The sequence below is a fragment of the Xanthomonas sacchari genome, assembly GCF_040529065.1.
GTDB lineage: Bacteria > Pseudomonadota > Gammaproteobacteria > Xanthomonadales > Xanthomonadaceae > Xanthomonas_A > Xanthomonas_A sacchari.
In genome coordinates this window covers 180,544-195,140 of sequence record NZ_CP132343.1, presented here as the reverse complement: position 1 = coordinate 195,140, position 14,597 = coordinate 180,544, and the positions used below count along the sequence as shown (strand labels likewise).

The window sequence follows — 14,597 nt, the reverse complement described above, 5'->3', positions numbered from 1 at the left end:
CGCAGCGGTACGCTGACCCAAGACACCGAATCGGAGCAGCACATGGGATATGAGTATCGCCTGACGTTTGCCGGCGCCGATCCAGCAAAGACACGGCAAGCCATCGGCCAGCTGCCGGGCGTGGAAGATGCGGCGCGCGCGATACCGGCGCCGCCGCGCTGGCACGACCGATGCCGGACGCAGTGATCTGGTGCACCGCGGACGGCCTGTCCTTTTGCGCGAACACCAGCGAGGGACTGCGCTGCCTCGGCACCGTCATCGCCCGCCTGACCAGCACGTTCGGCACGGTCGAGGTGGCGGAACTGGAATGACCGGCAACGCCGACCGCGCGGTGCGGCGCCAGTCGCGCCGACTACACTACCGCCGATGACCTCGCCCCTGCCCCTACCGCCGCTGCACCCGCTCGCCGATCCCGCACCGCCTGCCGCCCGCACCCCCGCGGCGCTGGGCAAGCGCCTGTGCCGGCAGGTCGGCCAGGCCATCGCCGATTTCGGCATGATCGGCGCCGGCGACAAGGTCATGGTGTGCCTGTCCGGCGGCAAGGACAGCTACACGCTGCTGGACATCCTGCTGCAGCTGCAGCGCAAGGCGCCGGTGCCGTTCGAGCTGGTGGCGGTGAACCTGGACCAGAAGCAGCCGGGGTTTCCCGCCGACGTGCTGCCGACCTACCTGCGCCAGCGCGGCGTGCCCTGGCATGTGATCGAACAGGACACCTATTCGGTGGTCACCCGGGTGGTGCCGGAAGGCAAGACCCTGTGTTCGCTGTGCTCGCGGCTGCGGCGTGGCGCACTGTACCGCTACGCCGCGGAGAACGGCTTCACCAAGATCGCGCTGGGCCACCACCGCGACGACATCGTCGCCACGTTCTTCATGAACCTGTTCTTCCACGCCAAGCTGGCGGCGATGGCGCCGGTGCTGCGTAGCGACGATGGCCACCACGTGGTGATCCGGCCGCTGGCCTACGTGCGCGAGGACGATATCGCCGCCTACGCGCAGGCGCAGGCCTTCCCGCTCATCCCCTGCACGCTGTGCGGCAGCCAGGAGACGCTGCAGCGCCGCCAGGTCGGGCAACTGCTGCAGCAGTGGGACCGGGAACATCCGGGGCGGGTGGAGCAGATCGCCCGCGCGCTGGGCAACGTGCATCCGGCGCAACTGGCCGACCGCGCGCTGTTCGACTTCGCCGCGCTCGGCGGCGCCGCCATGGCGCCGGCCGGCGCCTGGGCGGACGACGCGCCTGGCTGACCCACCTCGCTGAACCGCCCGATGCGGTACCCGGGCGGGCACGATGCGACAATGACCACCGCTCCCCGGCGCACGCCGCCGGACCGTTCCGTTTCCTTCCGCTGGATGCTCGATGTTCTTTCGCAATCTGACCCTGTTCCGCTTTCCCACCACGCTCGATTTCTCCGAGGTCGAAAAGCTCCTGCCGGAGGCCCTGCTCAAGTCGGTCGGCCCGCTGGAAATGAGCTCGCGCGGCTTCATCTCCCCGTTCGGCCGCGACGAGCAGGAAGCGCTGTCGCACCGCATCGCCGATTTCCTGTGGCTGACCGTCGGCGGCGAGGACAAGATCCTGCCCGGCTCGGTGGTCAACGACCTGCTCGCGCGCAAGGTCGCCGAGATCGAGGAGAAGGAAGGCCGGCGTCCCGGCGGCCGCGCACGCAAGCGGCTCAAGGACGACCTGATCCATGAGCTGCTGCCGCGCGCCTTCGTCAAGTCCTCGCGCACCGACGCCATGCTCGACCTGCAGCACGGCTACGTCGCCGTGGACACCTCCAGCCGCAAGACCGGCGAGAACGTGATGTCGGAGATCCGCGGCCTGCTCGGCAGCTTCCCGGCGCTGCCGCTGAACGCCGAAGTGGCGCCGCGCTCGATCCTCACCGGCTGGATCGCCGGCGAGCCGCTGCCCGAAGGCCTGAGCCTGGGCGAAGAGTGCGAGATGAAGGATCCGATCGAAGGCGGCGCGGTGGTCAAGTGCCAGCACCAGGAACTGCGCTGCGACGAGATCGACAAGCACCTGGAAGCGGGCAAGCAGGTCACCAAGCTGGCGCTGGTGCTCGACGACCACGTGTCCTTCGTGCTCGGCGACGATCTGGTGATCCGCAAGCTGAAGTTCCTCGACGGCGCGCTGGACCAGCTCGAGCATGCCGACCAGGACGGCGTGCGCGCCGAGCTGGACGCGCGCTTCGCGCTGATGAGCGCCGAGGTGCGGCGCCTGTTCCTGCTGCTGGAAGCGGCGCTGAAGCTGAGCAAGGCCGACTGATGCCGCGGCGGAGGCGGCCGCACGCGGCTGTCACCGTGCGCACCCGCACCGGCGGTATGCTGTGCCCATGCCCGATCTGCTCCGTCGCCTGATCGCGCCGCCCCCGGCGGCCGTCGAACGCGACCTCGTCCGCTTCCGCCTGGACGAGCGCGATGTCGAGGTGCTGCGCGTGCGCGACCCGCGCGCGCGCCGCATCAAGCTCAGCGTGGACGAACGCGGCGCGCGCCTGACCCTGCCGCTGCGCGCCAGCCTGGTCGCCGGCGAGCGCTTCCTGCTGGAGAACCGGCAGTGGCTGGCGCAGCAACTGTCGCGCTATGTCGCCGCCGAGACGCTGGCGCCGCTGCGCCCGGGCGAGGCCGGCGAACTGCCGCTGCGCGGGCAGTCGCTGCCGGTGGCCTGGCACGACGCCCGCTACGCGCGCATCGCGCTCGTCGATGGCGTGGCCGAGGTGCACCTGCCGCCGCGCGGCGGCGATGCGGCGTTGCGCCGCGCACTGCGCGATTTCTACGAGGCCCAGGCCCGCGCCGACGTCGGCCGCTGGCTGCCGCGCTATCTGCCGTCGCTGCCGCGTGCCCCGCGCGCGGTGCGCTACAAGGTCATGTCCTCGCAGTGGGGCTCGCTGGCGCCCGACGGCAGCATGGCGCTGGACCTGGCGCTGGTGCTGGGGCGGCCCTCGGCGTTCGAGTACGTGCTGGTGCACGAGCTCTGCCACCTGATCCAGGCCAACCACTCGCCGGCGTTCTGGCACGAAGTGGAAGCGCGCTTCCCCGACTGGCGCGCCGAGCGCACCTGGTTCCATCAGCACGGCCGCCAGCTCAAGGCGCATCTGCGCTGGCTGCTGCGACCCGAGCGCGACTGAAGAGCGCCTCCACGCACGATGGAACATGCCCCGTAGGAGCGGCTTCAGCCGCGACGCGCGTCACCGGGAAAGCCAGTCGCGGCTGAAGCCGCTCCTGCGAAACACGCTGCACACGACAGGCTCGGCCGAGCACGTTCTTCGAAGCGCGCGGACGACCTCGCGGCGCTGGTACACCGGACCGCGGCTGAACACCGACCATCGCGGTGCGCGCGGCATCAGCGGCGAGGGTGCGGTTGGGTAGCGAATCGGACAAGCATGCTGCGCTGCGGCACGACATGGCGCGAGCGGAGATGCGAACAAAGGGGATGAAGACTGTGGGCACGCGCGCCGCTGCGGGCGAATCGCGGTGGGTTGGCCCAGCGCTGCGGAAGCAGAACTCCATGCAGCGCCCGGTAGGCCCCCTCTCCTCCCGCCTACCGCAAATCAGGCGCGACCTCCGGCGCCAGCGAGGCGGTACGGTCCGAGCGGCGCTACGCCGGCATGTCAGGACGCCGGGATCGAGCCGCGAACACAGGACGTATCGCGTCTACGCCTGTTGACGGCAGGCGCGGGCGCAACTTAAGCGAAAATTCTTTTACACACAAGCTTCACGTTCAGTGTGTAGGGCGCACCCCGACAGCGCTGTCCGCAGGCCCCTGACGCCCGCGAATTTGGCGTGGCGATGGAGCACCGCCGGTCGCTGCCCGCGCTGCGTACGCAGTGCCCGATCCTGCCGCTGACGCCTTCGCATCAAGCACTGCGCGCGTAATCGAAGCCGACCGGCGCAGGCTGGATTGCCAGTACCGGCGGCTCCTCCTCCGCGCGCGTCACCAATGGTGCCGTACCGGCCAGCCGGAACACCGCCACCGCCTCGCTCAGGCTGCCGGCCTGCTGCTCCAACGCATGCGACGCCGCAGTGGCCTGTTCCACCAGCGCCAGGTTCTGCTGGGTGCTGCGGTCCATCTGCGCCATCGCCTGGCCCACTTCGTCGATGCCGGCGGCCTGCTCCTGCGAGGCCGCCGCAATCCCCGTCATCAACGCATTGACCTCGTTCACCGAGGCCAGCACGCGGCCCATGGTGCGGCCGGCGTCGTGCACCTGCGCCGAGGCCACCGCGACCTGGTCCACCGACGCCTCGATCAGGCGCTTGATCTCCTTGGCCGCATCGGCCGAGCGCTGCGCCAGCGCGCGCACCTCGCTGGCGACCACCGCGAAGCCACGGCCCTGGTCGCCGGCGCGTGCGGCTTCCACCGCCGCATTGAGCGCGAGGATGTTGGTCTGGAAGGCGATGCCGTCGATCACCCCGATGATCTCGCCGATCTTGCGCGAGGCCACTTCCACGCCCTGCATCGCACCGACCGCCGCGTCGATCGAGGCGCCGCCGTGGCCGGCCACCGTCGCCGCCGCGTCGGCCAGTGCGTTGGCGTGGTGCGCATGCGTGGCGTTCTGGCGCACGGTCTCGGTCAGGCGCGCCGCCGCGCGCGCGGTGCGCTCCAGCGTGCCGGCCTGTTCGGCGCTGCGCTGCGACAGGTCCTGGTGGCCGCCGGCGATGGCGCCGGCCTCGGCATCGATCGCCGCAGCCGCATGCTGGATGCCGGCCACGATCGACGCCAGCTGGTCGGCGCTGGCGTTGGCGTCGTCGCGCATGGCGGCGAACACGCCGCGGAAGTCGCCGTGCATGCGCACGCCCAGGTCGCCGCTGGCGATGGCGCGCAGCAAGCCGGACAACTCGCCCAGGTTGCCGTCCACCGTGGCCATCAGCTGGTTGAGGCTTTCGAGCATGATGCGGAAATCGTGCTGGTGCGCACCCAGGTCGGCGCGTGCGCTGAAGTCGCCCGCGGCGGCGGCCTCGGCCAGGTGCCAGATGTCGCGGCTGAGCGTGCCCAGGTTGGCCTTGATCGCATCCATCGCTTCGGAGATGGCGGCCTGCTCGCCGGGCAGGCGCGGCATGTCCTCGCTGAGATCGCCGATGGCGTAGCGCCGCATCAGCGCCACCATCGACTGCGCGGTGCCCACGTGCAGGTCGACCAGCGCATTGGCGTCGCGCAGCAACTGGCCGTAATCACCCGGGAATGCCGCCGCATCGCCGCGGCAGGCGATGGCACCGTCGGCGTGCCGTTGCGCCATCCGCCGCTGCTCGGCCAGCACCGCGCGCAGCTGGGTCTGCATGGTCTGCATGCTGCGCAGCAGGTCGGCAGCCTCGTCGTTGCCGTGTGCCGGTACCACGGCATCGAGCTGGCCGGCGGCGATCGCCGCGGCGACGCGGGTGCCTTCGCGCAGCGGCCGCACCAGGCTCTGGGTGATGCACCAGCCCAACCAGGCGCTGACCGCCAGCAACAGGCCGCCGCCGAGCAGCAGCAGCCAGCGCGCGCGGGCCATGGTGGTCACCGCCTGGGCATACGCGCCATCGCTGAGCGTGCGCAGATGCGCGGCATTGCGCTGGATCGCCTGCTGCCACTGCGCCAGCAGCGGCTGCAGCGTGTACAGATGCAGGGTCTGCGCATCCAGGTTCTGGTTGTCGGCGGCCAGCGCCAGCACCTGCGACTGGAACGGCTGCACCTGCGCGTAGGCCTTGTCGATCGCCGCGCGGCGTTGCGCGCCGGTGCGGTCGGCCGGGTCCAGGCGCAGCGCGAACAGCTTGCGCCGCGCCTGCGTGTAGTCGCGCTGGGCGTCGCCGATGGCGCGCACCACCGCCTGCTTCTCGTCGGGGTTGGTCAGGATCACATCGTTGAGCAGGCCGATCTCCAGCCGCGCCTGCGCCGCGACCATGGCGTTGGACAGGCGGATCTTCTCCATCTTGTCCAGGGCGATGTCGTCGAGCTGCTGCCGCGCCAGCGCCATCGACGCCAGGCTGGCCACGATCAGGGCGCCGCAGATCAACAGCAGGGCAGCGAAGGCGAAGGTCAGGCGCGGGCCGACCCGGTAGCGGCGAAGGAGGTGGATCATGGGAAGCGCGGCGTAGGGCGGAAGGTGCGCGCTACGCTGTGCGCGGAAGTTTTCCGAACCGCGACGGCACGGCGACAACATGCCGAACTGTGACGCCGGAAAGCGCACGGCCGCGGCGGGCTGCACAGCGCAGGTGATGCGTGCGTCGCAGTCCGCGTGCGGGGTGCGCGATGGAGCGATGGCGCCGCAGGCGCGCACTGCGGCGCGGCGACCGCCGCGGCCGCCTCAGAGGAAGTCGTGCAGCAACGCGGCCACTGCCGCCGGTTGTTCCATGTGCAGGTGGTGGGTGCCGGGCAACGTGTGCACGCGGCCGTCGCGCAGGCACGCGGCGCGCTGCAGGCGCAGCGGCTCTGGCAACATGTCCTGGGCCGGGTCGGCGAACACCACCGCGGTCGGACATTCGATGCCGCGCAGCAGCGCCTGCATCTGCGACTCGGTCGCGCGGATCGCCGTCGGCAGGGTCAGGCGGCGGTCGCTGCGCCACACGTAGCCGCCGTCCACCGCGCGCACGCCGCGCTCCACCAGCAGCCGCGCCGCCGGTTCGCTGAGCTGGTTGGCCAGCATCCGCGCCCGTACCGGCGCGGCCAGGTCGGGGAACACGCGCAACGGCGTGGCATTGGCGCGGCGCGTGCTGGCGACGCTGTTGCGCAGCCGTTCCACCGCGCCCGCCTCGCTCTCGGCCAGGCCGCCCAGCATCTCGATCGCCACGAACTTGTCGATGCGCTGCGGCGCTGCGGCCGCGAGCAGGCTGGCGATGGCCGCGCCCATCGAGTGGCCGATCAGCACGAAGCGCTCCCAGCCCAGTGCATCGGCCGCGTCCAGCACCGGGTGCAGGGCGCTGGCCAGCAGGTACTCGGCGCCATCGGGCAGGTCGCTGCTGTGGCCGTGGCCGGGCAGGTCCAGCATCACCAGATCCCACTGCGGCAGGTGCCGGCTCAGCGGCACGAAGCTGGCGGCGTTGTCGAGCCAGCCGTGCAGGGCCAGCGCCTTCGGCCCCTGCGGATCGCCGCTGCGCAATCCGGCCAGCGCGCCCACCCGTGACGGGCAGGCGAAGGGACGCAGGCTCATGCGGCGCGGGCCGCCAGTTGCGCCAGCGCGCGCGCGTGCGCCGGGGCGTCGTTGAGGCAGGGGATGTAGCGCACCTGCATGCCGCGTTCGGCGCAGGTCTCGACGAAGCCCATCGCCACTTCTTCCAGGGTTTCCAGGCAGTCGGTGGCGAAGCCGGGACAGAGTACGTCCACCTGCTTGACCCCCTGCGCCGCCAGTTCCCACAGCCGCGGCTCGGCATACGGGCGCAGCCAGCGCTCGGCGCCGAAGCGCGACTGGTAGCCGAGCTCCCACTGCCCGGCCTCCAGGCCCAGCGCCGTGGCGATCGCCTGCGCGCTGGCTTCGCAGCGCTGCGGGTAGGGGTCGCCGTTGTTGGCCACGCGCTGCGGCAGACCATGGAAGGAGAAGAACAGGCGCTCGCCGCGGCCGTGCTGCGCCCAGTGCGCGCGCACGCTGTCGGCGACCGCGGCGACCCAGGCCGGGTCGGTCGGGTAGTCCTCGATCAGGCGCACCGGCAGCTGCGGATGGCGCGCCTGCCAGGCCTGCACCACGTCCTCGATCGAGGCGGTGGTGGTGGTCGAATATTGCGGGTACAGCGGCAACACCACGATCCGGCGCACGCCGGCCTCGCGCAGCGCGTCCAGGGCCGGCGCCAGCGCCGGCGCGCCGTAGCGCATCGCCCAGGCCACGCGGTACCCGGGCAGTTCGCGCTGCATGCCTTCGGCCAGGCGCCGGGTATACACCGCCAGCGGCGAGCCGTCGGCCAGCCAGACCTGCGCGTACTTCTCGGCCGACTTGGGCGAGCGCCGCGGCAGGATCACCCAGTGCAGCAGCGGCCACCAGAACAGGCGCGGGATCGCGACCACGCGCTTGTCGCCGAGGAACTCGGCCAGGTAACGGGCGACCGCAGGCGCGGTGGGCGCCTCGGGCGTGCCTAGATTCACCACCAGGATGGCGGTCTCGGGTGCGTCGGACATGCGCGCATTGTGGCAGAGCGCACGCCCCAAGGCGTGTCGATTCGCTCGATCGCGGCGATCGACGGCGCCTGCGCCTGGCGGCGGCGGCACTCATTGCCGATTCATTGCCCTGTGACTAAGTTCAAGGACTTGCAGTATCTTGCTGCGGACCTATTTCGGAGCCCGCCATGCCCCTCCTGCCGCGCCTCGCCCTGTTGTTGAGCACCGTGTTGTTCGCTGGCCACGCCGTGGCCGGACCGGAAGAGGACGAGCGCGCCCGCAACGCGCTGCGCGTGCTGACCGACATCCAGCGGATCCCCGAACAGTCCATCCCCGACAAGCTGCTCGACGAGGGCCGCGCCATCGTGGTGATCCCGGACACGCTCAAGGCCGGGCTGGTGATCGGCGGGCGTCGCGGCCACGGCCTGATGTCGGTCAAGCGCCCCGACGGCACCTGGTCCAACCCGGTGTTCGTCAAGCTCACCGGCGGCAGCATCGGCTTCCAGGTCGGCGTGCAGTCCTCCGACGTGGTGCTGGTGTTCCGCAACGACCGCAGCCTGGACAACATCGTCAACGGCAAGTTCACCCTCGGCGCCGATGCCGGCGTCGCCGCCGGCCCGGTCGGGCGCAACGCCGCCGCCGCCACCGACGGCCAGCTCAAGGCCGAGATCTGGTCGTGGTCGCGCGCCCGCGGCCTGTTCGCCGGCGTCGCCCTGGATGGCGCCGCGCTGCAGATCGACGATGCCGCCGACCTTAACGCCTACGGCAGCAACACCACCCCGCGGATGATCTTCGAGGGCCGCACCACCAACCGTCCGTCCAACGACATCGTCGCCTTCCGCGACAAGCTCGAAGAAGCCACCTACGCCGCGCGGCAGAGCCGTGGCACCGATGGCAGCGGCAATCCGGTCGCCGCCCCGGCACCGGCCATGCCGGCGCCGCAGGCCGCACCGGAACCGACCGCCGCGCCCGACGCCGCCGCCAGCACCGTGCCCCTGCAGGGCCAGACGCAGCCGGCGCAGCAGGGCTTCCAGCCGGTGTCCGACGGCGAGATCCGCACCGAGAAGCTCGACGGCGATCGCTGAGCGCCGTTCCCAACGCCACCTGTCCATTCGGCCGTGCAGGCACGCCTGCATGGCAGGGAAAGGTAACGCGGCGCGGCGCGGTGCGTTATCCTGCGGGTTCCTTACGACTTTTCTGCGAGCGGATCATGGGCAGTCTTAGCATCTGGCACTGGCTGGTCGTGCTGGTGATCGTGCTGCTGGTGTTCGGCACCAAGCGGCTGACGAGCGGCGCCAAGGATCTCGGCAACGCGGTCAAGGAATTCAAGAAAGGCATGCGCGACGACGACAAGCCCGCCGGCCAGCTCGGCGACGAGACGCGCAGCAGCAGCGAGCCGTCCCGCCAGACCCAGGCCGAACGCGACCGCGACGCGCACTGACGGGACCCCGCCGGCGTGTTCGATATCGGATTCAGCGAACTGCTGGTGATCGCGGTGGTGGCCCTGGTGGTGCTTGGGCCCGAACGCCTGCCCAAGGCGGCGCGCTTCGCCGGGTTGTGGGTGCGCCGCGCCCGCGCGCAATGGGACTCGGTGAAGCACGAACTGGAACGCGAACTGGAAGCCGAGGAACTCAAGCGCAGCCTGCACGATGTGCAGAGTTCCCTGCGCCAGGCCGAAACCGAACTGCGCGACAGCGGCCAGGAACTGCAGCGGCAGACCGAAGCGCTGCGCCGCGAGATCGATCCGAATCCTCCGGTGCCGCCTGCCGACGCCGCGCCGACGGTGTCGCCGGCAGCGACCGCCGACACCGCCAATAGCTCGATGCCGCACGCTGCCGACACGGCCGCGTCCCTGCCGACGCCGACGCCCGCGGTTACGCCCGCCGCGTCCGCCGTGCCGGCCGCCGCGCGCGGTGCGGCCGCGCCGCATCCGGCGCCCACGGCCGCGACCACGCAGACCGGCAAGCCGCTCTCCGATGACCCGGAGGCGCCGCGATGAACGTCGAAGCCGAAAGCAGCCTGATCGAACACCTGATCGAATTGCGCGCGCGGCTGATGCGCGCGCTGATCGGCCTGGGCGTGGTGGTGGTGGCGCTGCTGCCCTTCTCCAAGCGCCTGTACTCCTGGCTGGCCGAGCCGATGCTGGCGCAGTTGCCGGTGGGCCAGAGCGTGATCGCCACGCACCCGGCCGGCGCGGTCATCGCCCCGCTGAAGCTGGCGTTCTTTCTGGCGCTGTTCGTCTCCGCACCCTGGCTGCTGTACCAGGCCTGGGCCTTCGTCGCCCCCGGCCTGTACCAGCGCGAGAAGCGCCTGGCGCTGCCGCTGCTGGCCTCGGCGGTGGTGCTGTTCTACCTCGGCTGCGGCTTCGCCTACTTCCTGGTGTTGCCGGCGGTGTTCCACTTCCTGACCACGTTCAAGCCGGACGTGATCCAGCTCACCCCCGATGCCGGCGCCTACCTGGACTTCGTCCTGGCGATCTTCTTCGCCTTCGGCGCCAGCTTCGAGTTGCCGGTCGCCCTGGTGATCCTGGCCCTGCTCGGCTGGGTGACCCCGCAGCAACTGCGCGAGGGCCGCGGCTACGCGGTGGTCGGCATCTTCGTGCTGGCCGCGGTGCTGACCCCGCCGGACGTGGTCTCGCAACTGATGCTGGCGATCCCGATGTGCCTGCTGTACGAGTTGGGCATCCTGGCGTCGAGCTGGCTGGTGTCGAGCCAGGCGCGGACGCAGTAAGGGAATGCGGCGGTAGACCGCGCGATCGCTTGCGGTGATCTGGGATGCGAATTACGGCAACGCCCTGGCGCGTGACGTATAAAAGTTCCCACGGCCGACTGCACGCCGTCGTCCCGAACACACCGCAACGGATGCCCCCTGGGGGCCGCGAATACGCCAAGGAAGGTGCCGCGTGCGACTGACTGCCGGGACACACGACCAAGACCATTCCCTTGCGTGCATGCTGATCGCCCATGCGCGAGTGCTGTCGCTTGCGCGACGACGTGATCTGCGGAGTCAGCGGTGCGATGCGCTTCCACGGCGCGGCACTGACCTCGTTGCGGTGCGCCACGCCGCGCCATTTCGCCAACGCTGCAGCTGAGTCAGAGCAAGGTGTGTTGTCGGCTCGCGGCCGACGCCGGATCGCGCGATCCGCGTACACGGCGTCGGAGCCACATCGGATTACAGGAGCATCGGCACCGGGCCGGATCCCGGCCCTGCCGACACGGTCATGGAAGACCGTATTCGTGGCGGTGCGTACGTCCACGCCGCCACCCCCGGTCCCTGGCGGACGGGCAGGCCGGAAGCGCGCAGGAGGTCGCGTCGACCCGGCTTCTCTCGCAATGAAGCAGTATCCCAATGACCAAGGAGCACGTCATGAAACGTCTGGCTGCACTGGGATTTACCTTGCTGGTATCGACAGCGGCGACCGCGGCGGTCGCGGCTACGCCATCGTTCCAGAAACTGGGCGGGAAAGCGAAGTTCATCAACGGCGACAATCTGGTGACCGGCGTGTCCGCGGAAACGGCACCCCCGACGGACACGCGCCTGCAGAGCCCGCAACAGAAGGCCGCCGGCCTGAGCGCGGTGATGGTCACCCGCAATGGCGACCAGTACGCGTCGCCGGCAAGCGCGGAGGACGTGGCACTCTTCGAAGAGGCGATCAAGGCGATGGAACTGCTCGGCCGCCTGCCGGACTCCGTGCCCGGCACGCCGCCGCTGCGTCCCACCGACCACGGTGACGGCCGCGCCGTCCCCAACGTGGTGATCGGGACCGACGAGCGGGTGCAGGTAACCACCACCACCGTCGCGCCGTACTGGCACATCGGGCGCATCGGCATCGGCTGCACCGGAACGCTGATCGGACCCAAGCACGTCCTGACCGCCGGCCACTGCGTGTCCGACGGCGCTGGCAATTGGTACTCCAGCCTCGACTTCACGGTGGCCCAGAACGGCAGCTACCAGCCGTGGGGAACGGCGACGTGGGCGCGTGCCATCACCACGACGGCGTGGCTCAACAACGGCGACAGCAACTACGACTATGCGCTGATCGTCCTGAGCACGCCTCCCCATGGCGGCAATGCGGGCTGGGGCACCTACTCGGGAGGCACCCATACCATCACCGGATATCCGGGCGACAAGCCGTTCGGAACGATGTGGAGTGCGTCCGGGGGCGTCTCCACCAGCGGCTCCTACCGGCTCTGCTACACCATCGACACCAGCGGCGGCAACAGCGGGAGCGGCATCTACGACAGCGGCTACGTGGTCCGCGGCGTCCACACCACCGGCTCGTCGAGCCAGAACTGCGGGACGCGGCTGACCAGTACCGTCTTCAACACGCTGCAGAACTGGATCGCCGACAACCCGTGATGCGCGCACGGTGACGATCCTGCGTGATACCGCCGTGGTGCAGCGGTGGACTGCGCACCACGGCGTTGGCCGAACCCGCGATTCAGGAGGAGGTGGGATGAGACGAATGCTTGCCGCGACGCTGCTACTGCTGGCGGGCTGCAGCCTGGGCAGTGGGCCGGCCGCGAATCGCGAGCCGCTGGAATCCGCGCTGATTATCGGCAGCGCGCAATCCCCGGACCCCGTGCTGGCACGGGTCATGGAACTGAAGGAGCAGGGCGTGGTGGAGGACGTCGTCGTGTACGAATCGTTCCCCGTGCAGATCCGCTTGCGCGCGCCCAGGCGGGTGATCGACGAACTGCAGGCGATGCCGCGGGCGGCCCAGCGCACGCCCGGCGACGGCAGCGAGCGCCGCTGAGTCAGCCGCGATCAGGCTTCGATGACATTCGCTGGCGGCGCGACGGCTGCGGCATCGTCGGCGTGCACGAACATCTGCTTCCAGGCCACGTACACGATGCCGGCGATCGCTGGGGGCAGCACCGCCATCTGCAGCACCTGCAAGATCAGCGCCGCCATCGTGGTGCCGACCAGCAACTGCAGCACAAGCATCACCACGGCCAGTGCGAAGTAAAGCGCGAACATCGCGAGGAAGGCGAGCACGAAGAAGACCAGCATCGCCGGCAGGTTGTGCAAGCAGGCGCGCAAGCCGTGACCGATGGCGGCTAGGCCGTTGCGGCCATCGAACATGACCTGCGGCGCAAACAGGAACAGGGTCAGCACCACTCCGACGACACCCACTGCCACCAGCATCAGCCACATCACGATGCGCAACGCCGGCAGGGTCGCGATCAGATCCTCCACCTGCTTCGGATCAGGCTGCGCGCCGGACTGGCCCAGTTCGTTGAGCTTGAGCATCACCGTGTTCAGCTGCATCAACCCCTCTGGACGGATCACCACGACGGCGAGGAACGACAGCGCTAACAAGGCGATCGCCTGCGGCAGCACCGCCACCAGCAGGTTAGGCGCACGGCTGCCGTGCAGGCCCTGCAGCAGGTGCGCCGGCTCGGCGCTACGGCCCTGGTCGACCTCACGCACCGCCCATACCAGCCCGCCGAACAACAACGGCCCGGCCAGGCCCATCAGCATTTGCGCCAACATGCCTAGGATCGGATGGAGCGCGCTCAGGAACAGGGTGATCAGTGTCGCCAGACCCCAAATCAGCCCGAGCCGGCCCAGCGCCCACGGCGCGCGCCGCAGCAGGGCCACACCACCCAACAGCCATTCCGCGCCGGCCGAGGCCGGCAGCTTGCGAATTTCGATCATTGCCAATCCGAAGTGGGAGACGCCGTACAGCGCGGCGACTGCACAGATTATCGCGGTTTTGCCTGGCCGCTGCTGTGCTGCCCGCGTGCGTGCTGAACGAAGCGCCGCAACAGTTTGCGTGCCAGCGGCGCGGCGCTGACCTCGCGGGCGATGGTACGGGCGCAGCGTCCGGCGCTGCGTAGACAGTCCGCGCGCGCCTGCACGTAGCCGCGCATGTGGTGGGTGGCGAACTCCGGGTGGAACTGCACGCCCCAGGTCGCCTCGCCCCAGCGGAACGCGTGGCACTGGTCCTGTGCCGAGCGGGCCAGCACCGTGGCGCCGGCCGGTGCGCGCAGCACTGTCTGCAGATGCGTGGCATGCGCGGGGAAGCGCGCCGGCAGACCGGCGAACAGCGGATCCTCGGCCGCCGGCGGATGCAGTTCGATATGCACGGTGCCCGATTCGCGCCCGGCCGGGTTGTAGGCCACCTCCCCGCCCAGCGCGTGCGCCAGCAACTGGTGGCCGTAGCAGATGCCCAGCAGCGGCGTGCCGTCCTCGGCGGCCGCGCGCAGCCAGTCGGCCGAGCGCTCGCTCCAGTCGGCGCGGTCGGTGACGAACGCCGCCGAGCCGGTGACGATCACCCCGGCGAAGTCGTCCCGCGCCGGCAAGGCCTCCCCGGCGGCGACATTGGCCACCACCGTGTCGTGCTCGGCCAGGCCGGCAGCGACGCGGATCCAGTGCGGGAAGCGTCCGTAGCGCCGCATCGTCGCCACCGGTTCGCCGGTTTCGAGGATCAGGAAGGGTGCAGCACGGCGACGGACGGGAGAAGCGAACGGCATGGTGGGATTCTAGACGCCGTCGCCGTGGATTGTTCAAGGCCGCGCGGCGGTGGCGGCATAGCCATATAACT

At 70.3% G+C, this 14,597-nt stretch carries 15 protein-coding genes; 10 read left to right on the top strand and 5 right to left on the bottom strand.

Annotated elements, in window-relative coordinates:
• Window positions 1-170 precede the first annotated feature (170 nt).
• The 4 genes from RAB71_RS00900 (at window position 171) to RAB71_RS00885 (ending at window position 3,119) form a co-directional block, all read left to right on the top strand.
• Entirely contained in the window at window positions 171-311 is a 141-nt protein-coding gene (locus tag RAB71_RS00900) for a hypothetical protein (protein ID WP_167397480.1), read from the top strand.
• 55 nt (window positions 312-366) lie between these two features.
• Window positions 367-1,242: a tRNA 2-thiocytidine(32) synthetase TtcA gene (gene ttcA, locus RAB71_RS00895; RefSeq protein ID WP_010340612.1), complete on the top strand. Its 876-nt coding sequence runs from the start codon at window positions 367-369 to the stop codon at window positions 1,240-1,242.
• 112 nt (window positions 1,243-1,354) lie between these two features.
• Window positions 1,355-2,260: a recombination-associated protein RdgC gene (locus tag RAB71_RS00890; protein WP_010340613.1), complete on the top strand. Its 906-nt coding sequence runs from the start codon at window positions 1,355-1,357 to the stop codon at window positions 2,258-2,260.
• Between the two features lie 67 nt (window positions 2,261-2,327).
• Window positions 2,328-3,119 carry a SprT family zinc-dependent metalloprotease gene (locus RAB71_RS00885; protein WP_010340614.1) on the top strand — a complete coding sequence of 264 codons (792 nt, stop codon included), beginning with the start codon at window positions 2,328-2,330 and terminating at the stop codon, window positions 3,117-3,119.
• A gap of 729 nt (window positions 3,120-3,848) precedes the next feature.
• Here RAB71_RS00885 and RAB71_RS00880 read toward each other — a convergent pair.
• The 3 genes from RAB71_RS00880 to hemH form a co-directional block, all read right to left on the bottom strand.
• Window positions 3,849-6,044: a methyl-accepting chemotaxis protein gene (locus RAB71_RS00880; protein WP_029561783.1), complete on the bottom strand. Its 2,196-nt coding sequence runs from the start codon at window positions 6,042-6,044 to the stop codon at window positions 3,849-3,851.
• 225 nt (window positions 6,045-6,269) lie between these two features.
• Window positions 6,270-7,112 (bottom strand): alpha/beta fold hydrolase, encoded by an 843-nt coding sequence (locus RAB71_RS00875; protein WP_010340616.1) that lies wholly within the window; start codon window positions 7,110-7,112, stop codon window positions 6,270-6,272.
• Window positions 7,109-8,068 (bottom strand): ferrochelatase, encoded by a 960-nt coding sequence (hemH, locus tag RAB71_RS00870; protein WP_010340617.1) that lies wholly within the window; start codon window positions 8,066-8,068, stop codon window positions 7,109-7,111. Before hemH ends, RAB71_RS00875 begins: the two co-directional genes overlap by 4 nt.
• Before the next feature lie 167 nt (window positions 8,069-8,235).
• On the opposite strand from hemH, the gene RAB71_RS00865 reads away from it, so the two are divergent.
• The 6 genes from RAB71_RS00865 to RAB71_RS00840 all read left to right on the top strand — a co-directional run bounded on the left by RAB71_RS00865 (window position 8,236) and on the right by RAB71_RS00840 (window position 12,803).
• Window positions 8,236-9,132, top strand: a complete 897-nt coding sequence (locus tag RAB71_RS00865; protein ID WP_010340618.1) for a YSC84-related protein — start codon at window positions 8,236-8,238, stop codon at window positions 9,130-9,132.
• Window positions 9,133-9,257: 125 nt separating this feature from the next.
• On the top strand, window positions 9,258-9,488 hold the full coding sequence (tatA, locus tag RAB71_RS00860; protein ID WP_010340619.1) for a Sec-independent protein translocase subunit TatA: 231 nt from the start codon (window positions 9,258-9,260) through the stop codon (window positions 9,486-9,488).
• Between the two features lie 15 nt (window positions 9,489-9,503).
• Window positions 9,504-10,046, top strand: a complete 543-nt coding sequence (tatB, locus tag RAB71_RS00855; RefSeq protein ID WP_104609501.1) for a Sec-independent protein translocase protein TatB — start codon at window positions 9,504-9,506, stop codon at window positions 10,044-10,046.
• Entirely contained in the window at window positions 10,043-10,777 is a 735-nt protein-coding gene (gene tatC, locus RAB71_RS00850; RefSeq protein ID WP_010340865.1) for a twin-arginine translocase subunit TatC, read from the top strand. Before tatB ends, tatC begins: the two co-directional genes overlap by 4 nt.
• 636 nt (window positions 10,778-11,413) lie before the next feature.
• Window positions 11,414-12,406, top strand: a complete 993-nt coding sequence (locus RAB71_RS00845) for a serine protease (RefSeq protein WP_158255547.1) — start codon at window positions 11,414-11,416, stop codon at window positions 12,404-12,406.
• Window positions 12,407-12,512: 106 nt separating this feature from the next.
• Window positions 12,513-12,803, top strand: coding sequence for a hypothetical protein (locus RAB71_RS00840; protein WP_010340863.1), 291 nt, complete (start codon window positions 12,513-12,515; stop codon window positions 12,801-12,803).
• 11 nt (window positions 12,804-12,814) lie between these two features.
• On the opposite strand, the gene RAB71_RS00835 is transcribed toward RAB71_RS00840, so the two are convergent.
• Together RAB71_RS00835 and RAB71_RS00830 are read right to left on the bottom strand one after the other, a co-directional pair.
• Window positions 12,815-13,708, bottom strand: a complete 894-nt coding sequence (locus RAB71_RS00835) for a BPSS1780 family membrane protein (RefSeq protein WP_010340862.1) — start codon at window positions 13,706-13,708, stop codon at window positions 12,815-12,817.
• Window positions 13,709-13,755: 47 nt separating this feature from the next.
• Complete coding sequence (locus RAB71_RS00830) at window positions 13,756-14,526, bottom strand: glutamine amidotransferase (RefSeq protein ID WP_040900920.1); 771 nt, start codon at window positions 14,524-14,526, stop codon at window positions 13,756-13,758.
• Window positions 14,527-14,597: the final 71 nt, after the last annotated feature.

Coding starts and splice junctions, on each gene's coding strand:
- tatA (WP_010340619.1), top strand. CDS start 9,258: ATGGGCAGTCTTAGCATCTGGCACTGGCTGGTCGTGCTGGTGATCGTG.
- RAB71_RS00835 (WP_010340862.1), bottom strand. CDS start 13,708: ATGATCGAAATTCGCAAGCTGCCGGCCTCGGCCGGCGCGGAATGGCTG.
- RAB71_RS00890 (WP_010340613.1), top strand. CDS start 1,355: ATGTTCTTTCGCAATCTGACCCTGTTCCGCTTTCCCACCACGCTCGAT.
- RAB71_RS00900 (WP_167397480.1), top strand. CDS start 171: ATGCCGGACGCAGTGATCTGGTGCACCGCGGACGGCCTGTCCTTTTGC.
- ttcA (WP_010340612.1), top strand. CDS start 367: ATGACCTCGCCCCTGCCCCTACCGCCGCTGCACCCGCTCGCCGATCCC.
- hemH (WP_010340617.1), bottom strand. CDS start 8,068: ATGTCCGACGCACCCGAGACCGCCATCCTGGTGGTGAATCTAGGCACG.
- RAB71_RS00840 (WP_010340863.1), top strand. CDS start 12,513: ATGCTTGCCGCGACGCTGCTACTGCTGGCGGGCTGCAGCCTGGGCAGT.
- RAB71_RS00845 (WP_158255547.1), top strand. CDS start 11,414: ATGAAACGTCTGGCTGCACTGGGATTTACCTTGCTGGTATCGACAGCG.
- RAB71_RS00880 (WP_029561783.1), bottom strand. CDS start 6,044: ATGATCCACCTCCTTCGCCGCTACCGGGTCGGCCCGCGCCTGACCTTC.
- RAB71_RS00830 (WP_040900920.1), bottom strand. CDS start 14,526: ATGCCGTTCGCTTCTCCCGTCCGTCGCCGTGCTGCACCCTTCCTGATC.
- tatC (WP_010340865.1), top strand. CDS start 10,043: ATGAACGTCGAAGCCGAAAGCAGCCTGATCGAACACCTGATCGAATTG.
- RAB71_RS00875 (WP_010340616.1), bottom strand. CDS start 7,112: ATGAGCCTGCGTCCCTTCGCCTGCCCGTCACGGGTGGGCGCGCTGGCC.
- RAB71_RS00865 (WP_010340618.1), top strand. CDS start 8,236: ATGCCCCTCCTGCCGCGCCTCGCCCTGTTGTTGAGCACCGTGTTGTTC.
- RAB71_RS00885 (WP_010340614.1), top strand. CDS start 2,328: ATGCCCGATCTGCTCCGTCGCCTGATCGCGCCGCCCCCGGCGGCCGTC.